The sequence below is a fragment of the Actinopolyspora sabaoui genome, assembly GCF_051225635.1.
In the GTDB taxonomy this organism is placed as follows: Bacteria; Actinomycetota; Actinomycetes; order Mycobacteriales; family Pseudonocardiaceae; genus Actinopolyspora.
The window spans coordinates 1-15,858 of the sequence record NZ_JBMIHH010000005.1; the positions used below are offsets into that span (position 1 = coordinate 1).

Consider the following 15,858-nt stretch of genomic DNA (forward strand, 5'->3'; position numbering starts at 1 on the left):
CCCGAACCCGGCAGCTAAGCCCTCCAGCGCCCCAGGTACTGCACCCCCACGGGTGTGGGAGACACGGACACCGCCGACCCAACCCCCCACACCGGCCCCACCCCCCACGGGTGGGGCCGGACTACTCCGCACCCCCACCCCTGAAACCCACCTTCACCGCACCAGGCCCGGCGATTTCCCGCGAAATCGCCGGGGCAGGCAGCACCGCGGCGGGGAGCTCTCCCCACAGCTCACCCGGAAGCCCTTCGTGCGAGTTCGTAGCAGATCACCCCGGCAGCGGCGGCCACGTTCAACGACTCCACCCCGCCGTACATCGGAATGCGCAGCCGCTCTGTGATCCGTTGACTCACTTCCTCCGAGAGACCGGCCGTTTCACTGCCGAGCACGAACACCGCCCGGTTGGGGAAGTCCGCCCGGAAGAGATTCGCCCCGGTATGGGCATCCAGCGAGTACAACGGGTATCCGGCCTCAGAGAGCATTTCAGCGGCCGTCCCGGCGTCCGGCGTGCGCAGGATCGGAGCGTGGAATGCGACGCCTGCCGACGCCTTGACCACCAGTGGGTCCACATTGGCCACCCCACGGTGCGGTAGCACGATACCGTCCATGCCCGAAGCCGTCGCGGTGCGCAGGATCATCCCCACGTTGGCCGGGGTGGTCAACCCGTCCAGCAGCAGCATGCTGCGGGGAGCGGTGGCCGGATCCGCCAGCGCGTCCTCCAGCGGACGCATCTTGCGAGCCACCACGTCGGCTATCACGCCCTGGTCGTGCCGCCCGTTGCCCGCGAGTACTTTCACGCGCTGCGCGCTGGCGCGCCGCACCGGTACGGCGCGGTCGTCGGCCGCTTCCTTGATCTCGCGGACGATGTTGCCGCTGATTCCCTCGGCGAGAACGACCTTGTCCACGCGGAGTTCGAGGTCGGACAGGGCTTCCAACACCGGTTTACGGCCGTAGACGGTCACGAACCGGTCGCGTGGTGAGGTTTCGGGCACTGTTGCGGGGCTCCTCTCGGGAGAGTTTCGTTCTTCGTCGAACGATCGGGCCGGAAATGGCCCGCGGTTGATCGGCTTCTTCGCCGGGCTTTCTCCGGTACACGGCCGCTCGGCGTCACTTCGTTCGGCGTCCGTCGTGTGTCAGTATCGCGGTCATGTCCGATCGGTTGTCCGCGCTGGATGCCTCGTTCCTGTATCTGGAGGACCACACCACACCGATGCACGTCGGGGGTGTGGCTGTTTTCCGGCGGCCGAGCTCCGGATTCGACTACGACAGCGTGGTTTCGTTCATCGAACGCAAGCTCGCGCTGGTGCCGCGTTACCGCCAGAAAGTCGTGCAGATCCCCGGTCGGCTAGCCAGGCCGGTTTGGGTGGACGACCGGAATTTCGACATCAGTTATCACGTACGCCGTTCCGCGCTACCCAAGCCCGGAAACGACGAGCAGCTGCACGACCTCACCCAGCGGCTGATGTCGCGGAAACTGGACACCACCCGGCCACTGTGGGAAGTCTACCTGGTCGAGGGGCTCTCCGATGACCGAACAGCGGTGATCACCAAGACCCATCAGGCCATGATCGACGGTATCGGGGCTATCGACATCGGCCAGCTGATCCTGCAGACCACCCCTGCGGACTCACCAGCGGAGCCTGCCGACCCTTGGCTGCCGCGTCCCGAACCGGGTGCCGTTCAACTGGCCGTCGACGCGGTCACGGAGGCCGTTCGGCGCCCTGGAGAGGTGGTGGAGAACATTCGTGCCACCACCGTCGATGCCACCGCGACGCTGCGCAAGTTCTCGGGAGCTGTGGCGGGGCTTTACTCCGCACTGCGCACCGCCGCCGTTCCACCGCCGGGAACCCCGCTGAACGGGACCACTTCTTCGCAGCGGCGGTTCGCCGTGGCCCGGGCGCGGCTCGAGGACCTTCGGAACGTACGGCGGCAGCACGGCGGAACCATCAACGATGTGGTGTTGGCCGTGCTCGCCGGGGCTTTTCGGAACTGGTTACTTTCGCGTGGTGAGGCGGTAACCACTCGCAGTACCGTTCGCGCGATGGTTCCGGTCTCGGTCCGAGCCGACGGGCCGGCGGCAGTGACCCGTGCCGAACTCGGTGACCTCCCGTTCGACGAGGTCTCCTCGTATCTGGTGGACCTGCCGGTGGGGGAGCCCAGCCCGAGCATCAGACTGCACCAGGTGAGTCACGCCATGCGTGCCCACGCCGAATCGGGCCAGTCCGTGGGGGCGGACGCACTGGTGCGGCTTTCCGGATTCGCTCCGCCGACCCTGCACGCGCTGGGGGCGAGGGTCGCCAGTGGGTTGTCCAACCGACTCTTCAACGTGCTGGTGACCAACGTTCCCGGGCCGCAGGTACCGTTGTACGCGGCCGGTGCGCCGATGTCCGAGATATTTCCGGTGGTCCCGTTGGTGAAGAACCAGTCGTTGGCCGTCGGGATCACTTCCTACAACGGGGGGCTGTTCATCGGCCTCAACGCCGACAGGGCAGCCATGCCGGACGTGGATGTCCTTGCTGCGATGATCGAGGAGTCGGTTGCAGAGATGATCGGAACGGTCGAGGTATGAGGATCTATTTGCCGGCCACGGTGCGGATGCTGCGAGAGTTCTTCGAACAACAGCAGCTACGGCCGTTGAGTGGCACGGCCTTCGCGCTGACTCCCGCCCTGCGGGAGTCGTATTCCAGCGGGGATGCCGAGGAGCTGGAGTACGCGGCCATGCGGGAGGCGGCCCGAGCCTCGCTCCGGCTGATTTCGACGGAGCTCGGTGACTCGGAGGAGGCCGAAGCGGAGGAGCCACCTCGGCGAGTGGTGATCTCGGCCGATGTGCGGGACGAGGAGGCCACGTTGCGGCCGGATCTGGATTACGCGGTGGTCCGGCTGGCCAATCCGGTTCCCTGGAAGAAGATCGCCGCGGTGCACGTGGACACCGCCGAGTCCGAGGAAGCGGTTCGCCAGGCGGCTCCGCTCATCGACGATGCGGACCTCGGGGACGAGAAGGCCGAGCTGGCTCTCGGGGACGCCGAGGACCACGAGTTGGCCTGGTTCGCTCCCCAGGAGGTGCCGTTCATGCTCGAACTTATGTGAGTGGCCCCGCCACGCGGCGACGAGTTCGTGAATTCGATTCATTCATCACGGCCCGTGCGCGAGCGCAGCAGTCTCCGGAGCGAGTTCAGCTGTGCTTCGTGGCCTTCCTCGGCGACGAACGTGTCCAGATAGCAGTCCGGATCCTCGGGAGCACCCAGGTGACCGCAGTTCGGCGGGCATTCCTCGGCCGCCGCCGCGAGCTCCTCGAACGAGTCCACGAGATCACTCGCGGTCACGTGTGCCAGTCCGAAGGACCGTATTCCCGGGGTGTCCACGACCCAGCCGCCGAGGCCCTCGGGCAGGGCCATCGCCACCGCCGAGGTCGAGGTGTGCCTGCCCTTGCCGACTTCGCTGACACGCCCGATGGCCCGCTCCGCATCGGGAACCAGGCGATTGACCAGCGTCGATTTTCCCACCCCGGAATGTCCCACCAGTGCGGAGACGCGCCCGTGCAGCGCGGCGTGCAGTTCCGTGGGCTCGGCGTCCAGGCGGGTGGTGATCACCGAGATTCCCAACTCCGCGTAACCGGAGATCCATTCCTCCGGAGCCGCCAGGTCCGCCTTGGTCAGGCACAGCACCGGGGTGAGCCCACCGGCGTAGGCGGCGACCAGGCAGCGGTCGATGAATCCGGAGCGGGGCGGTGGATCCGACAGCGAACTCACGATCACCAGCTGTTCGGCGTTGGCGACCACAACCCGTTCGTACGGATCGGTGTCATCGGCGGTGCGCCGCAGCACGCTGGTTCGTTCCTCGACCCGCACGATTCGGGCGAGCGTGTCCGGCTCGCCGGAGGTGTCACCGACCAGCCAGACGCGATCACCGATCACGATGGGGTTTCGTCCCAGTTCCTTGGCGCGCATGGCAACCACCTGTTGCCGGGGATCACCGTTGACGGCGCACGTCCACCTGCCCCGGTCGACGGCCACCACCATCCCCACGAGCGCGTCGGAGTGGCCGGGACGTCGCTTGCTGCGGGGTCTGCTGTTGCGCCGGTTCGGGCGCACCCGGACATCGGATTCGTCGAGGTCTCGCCACCCCCGCTTGGCCATCACCGCTCCGCTCCCGTCACTGTCGGCCACCCAGCATCTTCGTCCACATCTCGCCGAATCCTGGCAGGGTCTTGCCGGTGGTCGTGATGTCGTCGATCACCGTTCCCGGAACCCGCAGTCCCAGGATCGCTCCCGCCGTGGCCATCCGGTGGTCGGCGTACGAGTGCCACTGACCCCCTCGCATCGGCCGGGGAACGACGGTCAGCCCGTCGGGATGCTCCGAGACCTCCGTGCCCAGGCCGGTCAGTTCCGCTCGCAGCGCCGCCAACCGGTCGGTTTCGTGCCCGCGCAGATGCGCGATCCCCCGCAGCCGCGATTCGCCGTGCGCCAGCGCGGCCAGCGCGGCGACCGTCGGGGTCAGCTCGCCGATCTCGTGCAGGTCCACGTCCACGCCACGGAGTCGTTCCGGGCCGGTGACGGTCAGTCCTCGCTCGTCCAGCCTGGTCCTGGCCCCCATCTCTCGCAGGATCCACCGGATGCCGTCCCCGGCCTGCGTGGTTCGTTCCGGCCAGCCCGGCACGGTGACTTCGCCGCCGGTCACCGCGGCGGCGGCGAGGAACGGGGCGGCGTTGGACAGATCCGGTTCGATCCGCAGCTCCAGCGGTTCGATCCCGCCCGGTGACACCGTCCAGGTGTCGGGTTCCGAGTCGTCCACCTCCACACCCTGCGCACGCAGTATCTCCACCGTCATCGCGATGTGCGGCAGTGACGGCACCGACTCCCCGTCGTGGCGCACGGTCAGGCCACGTTCGTACCGAGCGGCCGAGAGCAGCAGCCCGGAAACGAACTGCGAGGAGGCGGACGCGTCGATGGTGACCGCACCACCCTCCATTCCGCCCGAGCCGTCGATCGTGAACGGTAGGCTGTCGCCGCTCACCCGAGCCCCCAGCGTCCGCAGCGCTCGCAGCACCGTGTCCAGCGGTCGTTCCCGGGCCCGCGGGTCTCCGTCGAAGGTGATCGTGCCCTCGGCCAGACACGCCATTGGCGGCAGGAACCGCATGACGGTCCCGGCCAGCCCGCAGTCGACGGTCGCCGGGCCGTGCGGTTTGTCGGGGGTGATCAGCCACTCGCCCTCGGGTCCGTCCGCGACCTCCACGCCGAGCGTGCGCAGCGCCGCGGCCATCAGTTCGGTGTCCCTGCTGCGCAGCGGTGACCGTAGTGTCGAAGGTCCCGTGGCCAGCGCGGCCAGCACGAGGGCCCGGTTGGTGATCGACTTGGAGCCCGCGACTTCGACGGTGGCGTGCACCGCTTCTCGGGCCGGTGGGGCGGACCAGGGTGCGCTCATGTGTCGATGGTCTCGCACGCCGCGTTCGGCCCGGAAGTTCGGGTGTGCCTTCGCGGGCCCTCAATCAGGTGCGGGTTGCGCGAGCACACGGCGGAACTGGCAGCATAACCGCAACGTGGAAGGTAAGTGTGGGTTCCGGTTTCTCCGGGCCTGCCGCCTCGCGGTGGAGGGAGTGGAGGTGCGAAGCGATGTGCGGTAGATACGCCTCCTCGAAGGCGCCGAGCGAGCTCGCCGCCGAGTTCGATGCCCGCGACGAGACCGGTTCCCTGGCGCCGGAACCCGACTACAACGTCGCTCCGACCAAGCCGGTGTTCAGCATTGTCCAACGGCACCCGCGGGACGCCGAGGGCAGTCCCGATCCGGACCGTTCCGAACGCACCGTGCGGGTGATGCGTTGGGGACTGGTGCCGAAATGGGCCAAGGACCCCTCGGTGGGAAGCCGGATGATCAACGCCCGCTCCGAGACCGTGGCCACCAAACCGGCGTTCCGTGGGGCGGTTCGTTATTACCGCTGCCTGGTGCCTGCCGACGGCTGGTACGAGTGGAAGCGGGACAGCAGCCCCAAGCAGCCCTATTACGTCACCAATTCGGGCGAGTCCAGCCTCGGCATGGCGGGAATCTGGGCCACTTGGCGCGACCCGGCGGAGCCGGAGGCCGAGCCGCTGGTCAGCTGTGCCGTGCTCACCACCGAGGCGGTGGGTGGGCTCGCCGAAGTGCACGAGCGCATGCCGCTGGTGCTCCCGCCTCGGGACTGGGCGGAATGGCTGGACCCGGACAACCAGGACGTGACGGACCTGCTGGTGCCGCCTTCGGCTGAACTGGTGGAGCACCTTCGGATGCGTCCCGTCTCGCGCGCGGTCAACAGTGTGGCCAACAACAGTCCGGGACTGACCGAGCCGGTACCCGAGAAGGACGCGCTGTTCGGATCATGACAAGGGTAGAGGTGGAAACCCCGTACGGCGCCGCCCGTGCCGAACTGCACAGTGCCGCCGAGGGCCGTGCGGCACTGCTGCTGGGCCACGGCGCCGGTGGGGGATTCGAGGCCGAGGATCTGGTCTGCGCGGCACGCACCGCCACCGCCGCGGGGGTGCACGTCGCGCTGGTCGAACAGCCTTACCGGGTGGCGGGACGTCGTGCGCCCGCTCCGGCCCGACAGCTCGACGCCTGCTGGCTGGCCGTGGCCGAGGATCTGGGACAGCGGTGGTTTCCCGAACTGCCGTTGATATTCGGCGGACGTTCCTCCGGGGCGCGGGTTGCCTGCCGCACGGCCGAGGCCGGGGGAGCATCGGCCGTGCTGTGTCTGGCGTTTCCGCTGCGTCCCCCGGGAAAACCGGACAAGGATCGGGGTGACGAGCTTTTCTCGGTCGAGGTCCCGACCCTGGTGGTGCAGGGCGAGAGCGATCCGTTCGGTGAGCCGGAACCGTCCACCAACCGTGAGGTGGTGCTGGTTCCGGGCGACCACTCGTTGCGGGCCGACACGGGAACGGTTTCCCGTGCCGTGGCCGAGTGGCTCGGCAGGATTCTGCGTCTCCTCGACTGATCGAGGTTTTCCGGTCGGGTTTCGTAGCTGGTTGAAGTGGCGGAACCTCTCGCACGGTTCTTCCTGCGGAGAGCCCCGACATCGAGTAGCCACCTACGCCACCTCGGGCCTTCCCCCCCGAGAGCCGCACGCGAGAACCCGCGGCGGTGCCGACCGCGTAAGTGGTCGGAGTGCGGCCTGCAGGAGTGCCGGGGGTCGGCTCTGCGCTGTAACAGGGCGGCGATTTCGTGGGAAATTTACGCCGCCCGGGCTGTCGCACCCTCGTCTCGCCCCGGCGATTTCGTGGGAAATCGACGCTCCGGAATCGACGCCCCGTCGGGGAGGTGCCTCACGCACCGGGCCACGGGCGTGGCATTACTAGTTGCGGCGGGTCAGTGCGAGCGGCGGCTCGGATCGGACCGATGGGTGGAATAGCGCGCCGTCGTCGGCCGTTGCACGGGACGTGTTGACCGAGCAGAGTGGTACGGCCGTCTCCGACGGCCAGCAGCCCAGCTTGAAAGAGTGCGTGTCGTCACGCGGTTCGCGGGATTCCGCGAAGCGTGCACGTGAAGGTACCGGGGTATCCTGGGAGAGTACTCATGTCGGTGAGGGCATGGGGGCGTCACCATCTCCACTTTCGTCTTGGTGGCGGGGAAGGAGCCCGGTGCCTGGTACCAATGGGCAGGCCAGTACTGCCGAGAACGAGCAGCAGGCGGAAACCGGTGAGCAGCAGCAACGGGACGAGGTCACTCGGACGGAGGATCCCGAGGCGACCGAGACGCCCGAACAACGGGTCGCCCGATTCGAGCGTGACGCGATGCCGCTGCTGGACCAGCTCTACGGTGCCGCCCTGCGGATGACGCGCAACGCGGCCGACGCCGAGGATCTCGTACAGGAGACCTACCTCAAGGCGTATTCGGCGTTCAAGTCCTACACCAGGGGGACCAACCTCAAGGCCTGGTTGTACCGCATCCTTACCAACACCTACATCAACGGTTACCGCAAGCGTCAGCGACAGCCCCAGCAGCAGCCCACCGACGAGATCGCCGACTGGCAGTTGGCGCAGGCCGAGAGCCACACCTCCAGCGGACTACGCTCCGCCGAGTTGGAGGCACTCGACAGGCTGCCGGACACCGACGTGAAATACGCGTTGCAACAGCTCGCGGAAGAGTTCCGCATGGTGGTTTACCTGGCGGATGTCGAGGGGTTCGCCTACAAGGAGATCGCCGAGATCATGGAGACCCCGATCGGCACGGTCATGTCCCGGCTGCATCGTGGGCGCAGGCAGCTGCGCGGGATGCTGACCGACGTGGCGCGTGAACGCGGTTTCCTGCGATCCGAAGAGCGGGAGGTGAGTACACCGTGAGCTGCTGTGAAGACCCACGGGCTTCCTGCGAGGACGTACTCGCCGAGGTGTGGCTGTTCCTGGACAACGAGTGTGACCAGGAGCGGCGTGCCGCCCTGCGCAAGCATCTCGATGAGTGCAACTCCTGCCTGGAGCACTACGGAATCGAAGAACACCTCAAGGAGTTGCTGCACCGCAAGTGCGGCGGGGAGCACGCCCCCGCGGAGCTGCACGACAGGCTGCGTAGTTCGATCCGCGAGAACGTGCTGCGTCAGGCCGAGGTGACCGTCGAGGACGGCCCCGAAGGTGCCTCGGTGGAAGTGCGGAGCAGATCGAGCTCCTCGACGGAGTGACTCCGTTGCGCCGTAGCCGCTCTTCGGACAACACGAGAAGCCGGACAACACGAAAAGATGGCCCCGAACCGGTCAGCCGGTTCGGGGCCACTTCGTTGTGGGCCGCGGACGCGGCCTGGTGCCGCGATGGCGCGAGCGAGCCGTATAGTCCGCGAAAAACCCTCACTTGCCGCGCAGCGGACGCTTGCCGTGATTGGCGTTGTTCTTGCGCGCGGCCTTCTTCTTGCGGGCCCGCTTGGCCATTGGGTACTCCTAATCCGACTCGAATTCGACCCCCCACAGTCTGACATGCGAGGTGACCTGGTGTTCGTGGGCGGTTGCCCACGTGGTTTCCTGGTGGTCGAGCGTCAGCCGGACGGGCTCCAGAAGGGAAGCGGTAGCTGGTGGCACACGAAATACGCGCCGAGATGGTTGCCAACGTCATGACCGTCGACGTGACCCCGGGCGATCAGGTCGGCAACGGGGACTCGGTGCTCGTGCTGGAGTCGATGAAAATGGAGATCCCGGTGCTCACCGAGCGCCCGGGGCGGGTGGACGAGATCGCCGTCAACCCGGGCGACGTGGTCCGGGAAGGCGACCTGCTGGCCGTGATCGAACACCCGAACTGATCGGGATTTCCCGTTTACCCGCCACCAGTGCGCTGTGAGGTCCTGCCGCGACCGCCGGTGTGTGGGTGCCGTCGAGTCGTGGTTCGTCCGCAGGCGGTCGAAAGGGCTGATCGTGTCTACTCTCAGTGATCTGTTGGCCGAGCACACCGGTCTGCCGGGAACGGTGGCCGACCATCTGCAGCTCGTGGTCGCGGAGTGGCAGCTGCTCTCCGACCTGTCCTTCGCCGATTTCCTGCTGTGGGTGCCCGTCGGGCAGGACGATCCGGGCGACAACCGGTTCCTCTGCGTGGCGCAGGCACGCCCCACGACGGCGCCGACGGCCCATTCGGAGGACCTGGTGGGCACGGCGGTGACCCCCCACGATCACCCGCAGCTGCAGCGGGCCGTGCGGGAGAAACGCATCTGTCGGGAAGAGGACCCCCGGTGGCACATGGGGGTCCCCGTGCGGCGCGAGACCATCCCGGTTCGGCTGGACGACTCGGTGGTCGCGGTGTTGAGTCGGGACACCAACCTCGCGGTGCCTCGGGTTCCCAGTCCGCTGGAGATCTCGTATCTCGGCAGTGCCGCCGATCTCTGCCAGATGATCGCCGACGGTAGCTTTCCCACCGCCGAACCCTCCCCGGACGTGCACACCAGTCCCCGGGTGGGGGACGGTCTGATCCGGCTGGACAGTGCCGGGACGGTGGTGTTCGCCAGTCCCAACGCACTCTCGGCGTATCACCGAATGGGCCACGCCGCGGATCTCGTGGGCGGCCCGCTGGCGTCGTTGACGCGTTCGCTGTTGTCCGACCCCTTCGACGCCGACGAGGTGTCCCAACGCATCTGTCAGGCGTTGGACGGTCAACCGGGGATGCGGATCGAGGCCGAGGCCAAGGGAGCCACGGTGTTGTTCCGTGCGTTGCCGCTGCAGCCGCGTGGTCAGGATGCCGGGGCGCTGGTGCTGGTTCGGGACGTCACCGAGGTCAAACGTCGGGACCGGGCGCTGCTGTCCAAGGACGCCACGATCCGCGAGATCCATCACCGGGTCAAGAACAACCTGCAGACCGTGGCGGCGTTGCTGCGGTTGCAGTCCCGGCGGACCGGCAACAACACGGCGAGGCAGGCGCTGGACGAGTCGGTGCGGCGGGTGACCTCCATCGCGCTGGTGCACGAGACGTTGTCGATGTCGGTCGACGAGCGAGTGGATCTCGACGACGTCGTCGACCGGGTCATCCCGATGATGAGTGATCTCGCGAGTGCGGGCGGTGGTGTGACCGTACGCAGGCAGGGACGTTTCGGTGAGGTCGCGGCGGAGCTGGCGACTCCGCTGGTGATGGTTCTTACCGAGTTGGTTCAGAATGCCCTGGAACACGCCTTCGCCGAGGGCGAGGGTGGTGAGGTCGTGGTACAGGCGGAGCGTTCGGCGCGCTGGCTGGACGCGGTGATCTCCGACGACGGTCAGGGCCTGCCGAAGGATTTCTCCCTCGAGCACGCCGAACGTCTCGGCCTGCAGATCGTGCGGACCCTCGTCGAGTCGGAACTCCGTGGGTCGTTGAGTTTGCGCGGGCGTGATCAGCGGGGTACCGAGGCGGTGCTGCGAGTCCCGTTGAAATACCGTCGCTGAGTCGCTGCCGCTGGGTGCGTCGATAGCAGGTGCACACGGGGGAGTGTGCTCCGATCGATCCTGTCGGCCCCCCTGTGGAACGCGATGATCGCGTTCGCGACCGACATCGACGCGGATCGATCGATGGTGTTGTGCGGTTGGTGTGGTTTTCCGGCCGTCGCGTGCCCGATCGCTCTCGCGCGTCCGACTACCAAGTCCCCGGGACTCCGCACGGGTCTCGCCCGTCTCCGCTCACGGAGTTCCTGCCGGGACGGCTCCGTCGAGCGCTCAGGCGTTGGTGGTGCGAGTGCGGGTCCGCGCGTTGCGACGCTTGAGTGCGCGACGCTCGTCCTCGCTCATACCGCCCCATACACCTGCGTCCTGTCCGGTCTCGAGGGCCCACGCGAGGCACTCGGAGGTGACGGGGCAACGACGGCAAACAGCCTTGGCCTCGGCGATTTGCAGCAGGGCAGGACCGCTGTTCCCGACGGGGAAGAACAGCTCGGGGTCCTCGTCACGGCAAACCGCACGGTCGCGCCAGTCCATCGTTTTGCTCCTAGCTAGGCACGCCAATGCGCGCCGATCGTTGTTCCGGGGTGTTTGTGAATGCTTTCACGGAGTCCGTGCGCTTGTGAATACTTTCACGAACTCGCGTAATGTCAAGGGGACGATCACTACCGAGTGAGTGAGCTCACCCGGAAGATCGACAGATCTTGACCTGGGGGTTGGGTGACCACCGGAGGCGGTGCGGCCGACCCTGTGTGGTGTTTCCGTTGCGGCAAGTTATCCAACGACGCACAGAGCGTTCGGAACCGACACGAAATCGATCACCGAAAGCTCGCCGAAGGAGTCGCCGTCGACCTGTACTCGCAACGGCCGCTCACAGGTTACTCGCAACCGGCTGATGTTCGCACGCCTAAAAAGGGATTTTCCTTGTGGTTTAGCTCTATCGCTGAGCATTTGCGCTACATGTCGTAACACGGAGTGAGGAAGCATGCTGCCGAGTGCGAAGACGCCGATACCCGTTTCGAAGGTGGTCTCGGGGTTGGTGTGCACCGGTCGGCGGCCCAGATAGGTCCACGGATCCGCGTTGGAAATCATGGCCGCGTGTAACGCGGTCACCTGAGGCTCGTCGTCGACTTGCACGGTGAGTAATGGTTTACGTCGGGCGTCGGCCAGATAACAACGGGTCGCGGCGCCGGTGTACAACCACGGCGTCACTCGCCGTCCCTTACCTCGGCGGCGTTCCACCTCGGCGACCACGTCCGCGTCGAGCCCGACCCCGGCGTTGAAGGTGAACCACCGGTCGTCCACCTTGCCGAGTCCGATCCAGCGAGTGCGCTGCTCGTTCAGGGCCCGCAGCAGCTCGTGGGTCGCTTCCAGCGGATCCCGGGGTACTTCGAGTGCGCCCGCGAAGACGTTGGCCAGTCCACCGGGAATGACCGACAGGCAGGGACGTCGGGGGGCTGTGGTCACTTCCGTGCGCAGCATTCCGTTGACGACCTCGTTGACGGTGCCGTCGCCCCCGTGCACCACGATCAGGTCTGCCCCTTCGAGGGTGGCGCGTGCGGCGGCGTCGGCGGCATGGCCGCGGTAACGGGTTTGCACCACCTCGAGTTTGACCTCGCTGGCGAGTGCGTGGGCCAGCACGTCCCTACCCGCGGCACTGGTCGAGGTCGCCTCCGGATTGACTACGAGAACAGCGCGCACACTCGAAGCCTAGCTGTAGTTCCCCCGAGGTTTCGGGTGGTGCCGCCCGCATCGCGGAGCTCTCCGGCGCTTCCGGTGGAACGGGGTCTCGAACGGGCTCGGCGCCGCCGTGTCGGGATCGTGTCGTCGACACGGGTGAGTGGTCTATTCTCGAAAGAGAGTACTCAGAGGTTCGCACTCCGGGAATCGCCCGAGCACGTGCCCGCGGCGGAGAGTTCCGCCCGCGAACGGCTGTCCGGGGAGAACTCCGTCCCCGGTGCCCGGAACGACGGTGTTGTCCGGCACGACAGCCTGCGCCGGACCGGGATTTCTCTCCGAGCCCTGTTGCGTCACCGTTGATACATCACCCAGGAAAGAGGCATTCGTGTCGGCAGCGACAGCCCCCCGCACCGTGCGCCTGGCCGGGTTGGTGACCGTGTTGCAGGCGGTTGCCGGGATCATGTTCGTCGTGGCCCTGCTGGTTCGGGCGAGCCAGGCCGATCTCGGTTCGGTGGGATCGCTCACCCGCAGTTCCACCTATGGCGAAGCCGGTTATTTTGGCCTCATCTCCCTCGGCGTGCTCCTCGCGGGCATCGGACTATTGCGGAGCAGACACTGGGCCCGCACACCGGTGCTGTTGCTGCAACTGTTGTTGCTCGGTGTCTCCTGGTACGCGATGGGCCCCTCGGACAGTCCGTTGGTGGCCTTCGGGTTCGCCGTGCCCGCCGTTCTGGTGCTGTGGTGCCTGTTCAACCGTGCGGGGAGGGAGTGGTGGTTGCGCTCCAGTGCCGCCCCCGACGCCGAGCACCACGAGAACCGTTCCGGTTGATCGAAGTTTCCCGGGGCGGGGTATCGGGTTGCTCGCTCGATGGCCCGTGATGGTCGCGTGCGGCGTCAGCGACGCTGGTTCGAGCCGCCTTCGCCGCGGTTCTCCGAAGGGATGCTGCGCGGATTGGCCGCTGCCCAGCTCTCGGCCAGCCGTGCCAGGGCGCCGGGCTTGTCCCAGTCCGATGGGTTGACCGGGATGGCCGCTATCCAGTTCTCACGGTCCCTCGCGGGGTCCTCGTTGGGTCTGTCCGCGATCGTGAAGTGCTTCGGTCGAGTGACTTCGATGAACGGGTTGCCCTCCACGACGTAACCGCGTTTGACCGCGATTTCCCGGTCGCCCTGGGCCCAGCGGAACGTGAGCCCGTGGTTGAAGTATCGGCTGATCGGGCGAGTGGGCATGGTGACACCTCGTGCTGGTGTGGTGCGTCTCGGTTTCGCAGATTACCGTGTTTTCGCCCGTGGTAAATCCGTCAACCGTGGGCTGTTCGGTCGAGTGCCTCCTCGGTCAAGCGGAAGACGGTCCACTCGTCCATCGGAATCGCGCCCAGTGACTCGTAGAAACCGATCGCCTGCTCGTTCCAGTTCAGCACCCACCATTCCAGCCGGGCGTATCCGTGTTCGACGCATTCCCGCGCCAGTTCCGCCAGCAGTGCCCGCCCCAGACCGTGCCGTCGATACGCCGGCGCCACGTAGAGGTCCTCGAGGTAGATGCCGTGTGTCCCTCGCCAGGTGGAGAAGTTGAGAAACCACAGCGCGAATCCCACGACTCGCCCCTCGGACTCGGCAACGTGCCCGTACAGGGCAGGGGAGGGGCCGAACAAGGCTCGCCGCAGTTGCTCCGTGGTGAGTTCACACTGTTCGGGAGCTTTCTCGTACTCGGCGAGCTCGTGCACCAGTCGCACCACGGCGGGGAGGTCGGCCTCGGTGACCCGGCGTACTCCGTCGTTCCCGGTGTTGTTCCCGGTGTGGTTGTTCCCAGCGTTATCCAACACCTGTTCAGGTTAACCGAGTCGTGTTTCACGTGATCATCTTCTCGGTTCCGGGGTGCTCTCGTGGGCGTCCACCCCGAAAGCGATCACGCGGGCAGTTCCAGCGCCATGAGCACGTCGTCAACGAACCGGTCCCCGATGCGGAACTCGTTGCGCAGCCTGCCCTCGATTTCGTAACCCGCGGCGCGGTACAACCGCATCGCCCGCTCATTGGTGCCCAACACGCGCAGCGTGATGCGAGTGGCGCCGCGCCAGAGCGCTTCGGCGCGCACGGCACCCAACATCATCCGTCCGATACCCCGCCCCCGGTGATCCGGCAGTACCGAGAAACCGTGGAGCTGTTGCACATGAGCGGTGGCGTCCGCGAGACGGGATACGAGCCAGCCAGCGGGACGAGTTTCGAGAATCCCACCACGAGGCCGCTCTCATCGGCGACCAGCACGTGCCCCGCCTCGATGTGCCCGTCGAAGAGTGACCCCCCGGAGGGGCGCGGTGGTGCCGGGCTCGTTTCGGGGGTCCACGCTTCCCGCTGGATCCACAGTAGACGTCGCTCCTCATCGGGTACCGCTTTGCGAATCCGCACACTCATACCGGTTTCCGTTTTCGGGGTCGCGGCCGAATCGAAAGTGAGCCTGGCAGCGTACCCAGCGGTGCGCAATGCGTTTTCCGTAGTGCGACCGGAGCCGAGGTGTGGCGGATTCGGTCGTGCTGATGGGCCCCGCCGCGGGGAAGCGACACGTAAGTGGAGTCTCAAGCCACACCGATGTTCAGCCGGGCGAGCAGCTCCTGGTCCCACCCGATGAAGCCGCGCACGATGAGGCTTCCGTCGTCGTGCGGAACGACGTTGTGAACCTCCATGCTGGCCGCCCCCATGAACGGTTTCAGCGCTCCTCCGAAGAAGCCGAGCTCGCAGATCGTGACGAACACCTGGCTGTTGGAGTTGACCGGTAATCCGGTGACTCGCCGTTCATAGCCCTGCTTGTCCTGAATATTTACGAAAAACCTCCGCGTGTGTCGGGTGCCGATCTCCTCCTCCGCCGCGCTCTCGGCGGCGACGTCGAGGCGTTCACCGACGTGCTGCGATGGTTGTTCGGTGTAGGTGTCGTGAATCGTCATGATGTCCTCCGGGGCACCGAGTTCCGATGTTTCGGTTTGCTCGCTCATCCGGGATGACACCTCCACGTTTGCGGCCGGGCGTGCCCGTGCCTAGGGTCTTCAGCCCTCGGTGGCCCGGTTTCGTGTCCGTGTACGACGGTCGTCCGCCGGTCCGTCCGGCACTGCTTCGCCCCGAGGCTCGGAGTGGTGCGTTCGGGAAGCCGCGGAAAGGACGAAGGAGGACCGGGAACGAGGAGTGCGGTCTTCGTGGCCGAGTGCGCGGCGACCGTGGCTCGACGGTTGTAGAAAACGACGTCGACAGGCCGAAGCGTGCTCCGGCCTGTCGACGTCGGGTGCGGACCTACGGTGCGTGCGGCCTGTTCACTGTCCTGGTCAGGAGCGCTCTTCGTCACTCCGCCCGGTTTCTTCGTG

The 15,858-nt window shown here is 66.7% G+C and carries 19 protein-coding genes; 9 read left to right on the forward strand and 10 right to left on the reverse strand.

Annotation, left to right across the window (positions count from 1 at the left end):
• Window positions 1-230: 230 nt before the first annotated feature.
• Entirely contained in the window at window positions 231-989 is a 759-nt protein-coding gene (locus ACOQFL_RS09980; RefSeq protein WP_435543849.1) for a TrmH family RNA methyltransferase, read from the reverse strand.
• A 155-nt stretch (window positions 990-1,144) separates the two neighbouring features.
• Between ACOQFL_RS09980 and ACOQFL_RS09985 the strand changes: the two genes are divergently transcribed.
• The gene (locus ACOQFL_RS09985) at window positions 1,145-2,566 is read left to right on the forward strand and encodes a WS/DGAT/MGAT family O-acyltransferase (RefSeq protein ID WP_435543850.1); all 1,422 of its coding nucleotides are present in this window, start codon (window positions 1,145-1,147) and stop codon (window positions 2,564-2,566) included.
• Window positions 2,563-3,084, forward strand: coding sequence for a DUF6912 family protein (locus ACOQFL_RS09990; RefSeq protein WP_435543851.1), 522 nt, complete (start codon window positions 2,563-2,565; stop codon window positions 3,082-3,084). Before ACOQFL_RS09985 ends, ACOQFL_RS09990 begins: the two co-directional genes overlap by 4 nt.
• Window positions 3,085-3,122: 38 nt before the next feature.
• Here ACOQFL_RS09990 and rsgA read toward each other — a convergent pair whose 3' ends face one another.
• Window positions 3,123-4,133, reverse strand: coding sequence for a ribosome small subunit-dependent GTPase A (gene rsgA / locus ACOQFL_RS09995; protein WP_435544271.1), 1,011 nt, complete (start codon window positions 4,131-4,133; stop codon window positions 3,123-3,125).
• A gap of 16 nt (window positions 4,134-4,149) precedes the next feature.
• A complete protein-coding gene (aroA, locus tag ACOQFL_RS10000; protein ID WP_435543852.1) occupies window positions 4,150-5,418 on the reverse strand; it encodes a 3-phosphoshikimate 1-carboxyvinyltransferase in 1,269 nt (422 codons plus the stop codon).
• Window positions 5,419-5,606: 188 nt separating this feature from the next.
• Between aroA and ACOQFL_RS10005 the strand changes: the two genes are divergently transcribed.
• The 4 genes from ACOQFL_RS10005 to rsrA all read left to right on the forward strand — a co-directional run bounded on the left by ACOQFL_RS10005 (window position 5,607) and on the right by rsrA (window position 8,635).
• Window positions 5,607-6,350 (forward strand): SOS response-associated peptidase, encoded by a 744-nt coding sequence (locus tag ACOQFL_RS10005; RefSeq protein WP_435543853.1) that lies wholly within the window; start codon window positions 5,607-5,609, stop codon window positions 6,348-6,350.
• Complete coding sequence (locus ACOQFL_RS10010) at window positions 6,347-6,958, forward strand: alpha/beta hydrolase family protein (protein WP_435543854.1); 612 nt, start codon at window positions 6,347-6,349, stop codon at window positions 6,956-6,958. The genes ACOQFL_RS10005 and ACOQFL_RS10010 overlap by 4 nt, the downstream gene beginning before the upstream one ends.
• Before the next feature lie 643 nt (window positions 6,959-7,601).
• Complete coding sequence (locus ACOQFL_RS10015; protein ID WP_435543855.1) at window positions 7,602-8,303, forward strand: sigma-70 family RNA polymerase sigma factor; 702 nt, start codon at window positions 7,602-7,604, stop codon at window positions 8,301-8,303.
• A complete protein-coding gene (gene rsrA / locus ACOQFL_RS10020; protein WP_435543856.1) occupies window positions 8,300-8,635 on the forward strand; it encodes a mycothiol system anti-sigma-R factor in 336 nt (111 codons plus the stop codon). Before ACOQFL_RS10015 ends, rsrA begins: the two co-directional genes overlap by 4 nt.
• A gap of 162 nt (window positions 8,636-8,797) precedes the next feature.
• On the opposite strand, the gene ACOQFL_RS10025 is transcribed toward rsrA, so the two are convergent.
• Window positions 8,798-8,878: a 50S ribosomal protein bL37 gene (locus ACOQFL_RS10025; protein WP_033374540.1), complete on the reverse strand. Its 81-nt coding sequence runs from the start codon at window positions 8,876-8,878 to the stop codon at window positions 8,798-8,800.
• 140 nt (window positions 8,879-9,018) lie between these two features.
• Between ACOQFL_RS10025 and ACOQFL_RS10030 the strand changes: the two genes are divergently transcribed.
• Complete coding sequence (locus ACOQFL_RS10030; protein ID WP_435543857.1) at window positions 9,019-9,243, forward strand: biotin/lipoyl-binding carrier protein; 225 nt, start codon at window positions 9,019-9,021, stop codon at window positions 9,241-9,243.
• 112 nt (window positions 9,244-9,355) lie between these two features.
• Complete coding sequence (locus ACOQFL_RS10035) at window positions 9,356-10,846, forward strand: sensor histidine kinase (protein WP_435543858.1); 1,491 nt, start codon at window positions 9,356-9,358, stop codon at window positions 10,844-10,846.
• Window positions 10,847-11,113: 267 nt separating this feature from the next.
• Here ACOQFL_RS10035 and ACOQFL_RS10040 read toward each other — a convergent pair whose 3' ends face one another.
• The gene (locus ACOQFL_RS10040) at window positions 11,114-11,371 is read right to left on the reverse strand and encodes a WhiB family transcriptional regulator (RefSeq protein WP_092629718.1); all 258 of its coding nucleotides are present in this window, start codon (window positions 11,369-11,371) and stop codon (window positions 11,114-11,116) included.
• 237 nt (window positions 11,372-11,608) lie between these two features.
• On the reverse strand, window positions 11,609-12,535 hold the full coding sequence (locus ACOQFL_RS10045) for a diacylglycerol/lipid kinase family protein (protein WP_435543859.1): 927 nt from the start codon (window positions 12,533-12,535) through the stop codon (window positions 11,609-11,611).
• 364 nt (window positions 12,536-12,899) lie between these two features.
• Here ACOQFL_RS10045 and ACOQFL_RS10050 point away from each other — a divergent pair, with 364 nt between their 5' ends.
• Window positions 12,900-13,343, forward strand: coding sequence for a hypothetical protein (locus ACOQFL_RS10050; protein ID WP_435543860.1), 444 nt, complete (start codon window positions 12,900-12,902; stop codon window positions 13,341-13,343).
• A 65-nt stretch (window positions 13,344-13,408) separates the two neighbouring features.
• Here ACOQFL_RS10050 and ACOQFL_RS10055 read toward each other — a convergent pair whose 3' ends face one another.
• From ACOQFL_RS10055 to ACOQFL_RS10070, 4 genes are all read right to left on the reverse strand, one after another.
• A complete protein-coding gene (locus tag ACOQFL_RS10055) occupies window positions 13,409-13,741 on the reverse strand; it encodes a hypothetical protein (RefSeq protein ID WP_435543861.1) in 333 nt (110 codons plus the stop codon).
• 71 nt (window positions 13,742-13,812) lie between these two features.
• Window positions 13,813-14,331, reverse strand: a complete 519-nt coding sequence (locus ACOQFL_RS10060) for a GNAT family N-acetyltransferase (protein WP_435544272.1) — start codon at window positions 14,329-14,331, stop codon at window positions 13,813-13,815.
• An 86-nt stretch (window positions 14,332-14,417) separates the two neighbouring features.
• Complete coding sequence (locus tag ACOQFL_RS10065; RefSeq protein WP_435544273.1) at window positions 14,418-14,738, reverse strand: GNAT family N-acetyltransferase; 321 nt, start codon at window positions 14,736-14,738, stop codon at window positions 14,418-14,420.
• Between the two features lie 343 nt (window positions 14,739-15,081).
• Window positions 15,082-15,495 carry a hypothetical protein gene (locus ACOQFL_RS10070; RefSeq protein ID WP_435543862.1) on the reverse strand — a complete coding sequence of 138 codons (414 nt, stop codon included), beginning with the start codon at window positions 15,493-15,495 and terminating at the stop codon, window positions 15,082-15,084.
• Between the last annotated feature and the right edge of the window lie 363 nt (window positions 15,496-15,858).

What these genes read in the sequence shown, in the direction of transcription:
- ACOQFL_RS09985 (WP_435543850.1), top strand. Translation starts at nt 1,145, where the DNA reads ATGTCCGATCGGTTGTCCGCGCTGGATGCCTCGTTCCTGTATCTGGAG.
- ACOQFL_RS09990 (WP_435543851.1), top strand. Translation starts at nt 2,563, where the DNA reads ATGAGGATCTATTTGCCGGCCACGGTGCGGATGCTGCGAGAGTTCTTC.
- rsgA (WP_435544271.1), bottom strand. Translation starts at nt 4,133, where the DNA reads ATGGCCAAGCGGGGGTGGCGAGACCTCGACGAATCCGATGTCCGGGTG.
- aroA (WP_435543852.1), bottom strand. Translation starts at nt 5,418, where the DNA reads ATGAGCGCACCCTGGTCCGCCCCACCGGCCCGAGAAGCGGTGCACGCC.
- ACOQFL_RS10005 (WP_435543853.1), top strand. Translation starts at nt 5,607, where the DNA reads ATGTGCGGTAGATACGCCTCCTCGAAGGCGCCGAGCGAGCTCGCCGCC.
- ACOQFL_RS10010 (WP_435543854.1), top strand. Translation starts at nt 6,347, where the DNA reads ATGACAAGGGTAGAGGTGGAAACCCCGTACGGCGCCGCCCGTGCCGAA.
- ACOQFL_RS10025 (WP_033374540.1), bottom strand. Translation starts at nt 8,878, where the DNA reads ATGGCCAAGCGGGCCCGCAAGAAGAAGGCCGCGCGCAAGAACAACGCC.
- ACOQFL_RS10040 (WP_092629718.1), bottom strand. Translation starts at nt 11,371, where the DNA reads ATGGACTGGCGCGACCGTGCGGTTTGCCGTGACGAGGACCCCGAGCTG.
- ACOQFL_RS10055 (WP_435543861.1), bottom strand. Translation starts at nt 13,741, where the DNA reads ATGCCCACTCGCCCGATCAGCCGATACTTCAACCACGGGCTCACGTTC.
- ACOQFL_RS10070 (WP_435543862.1), bottom strand. Translation starts at nt 15,495, where the DNA reads ATGAGCGAGCAAACCGAAACATCGGAACTCGGTGCCCCGGAGGACATC.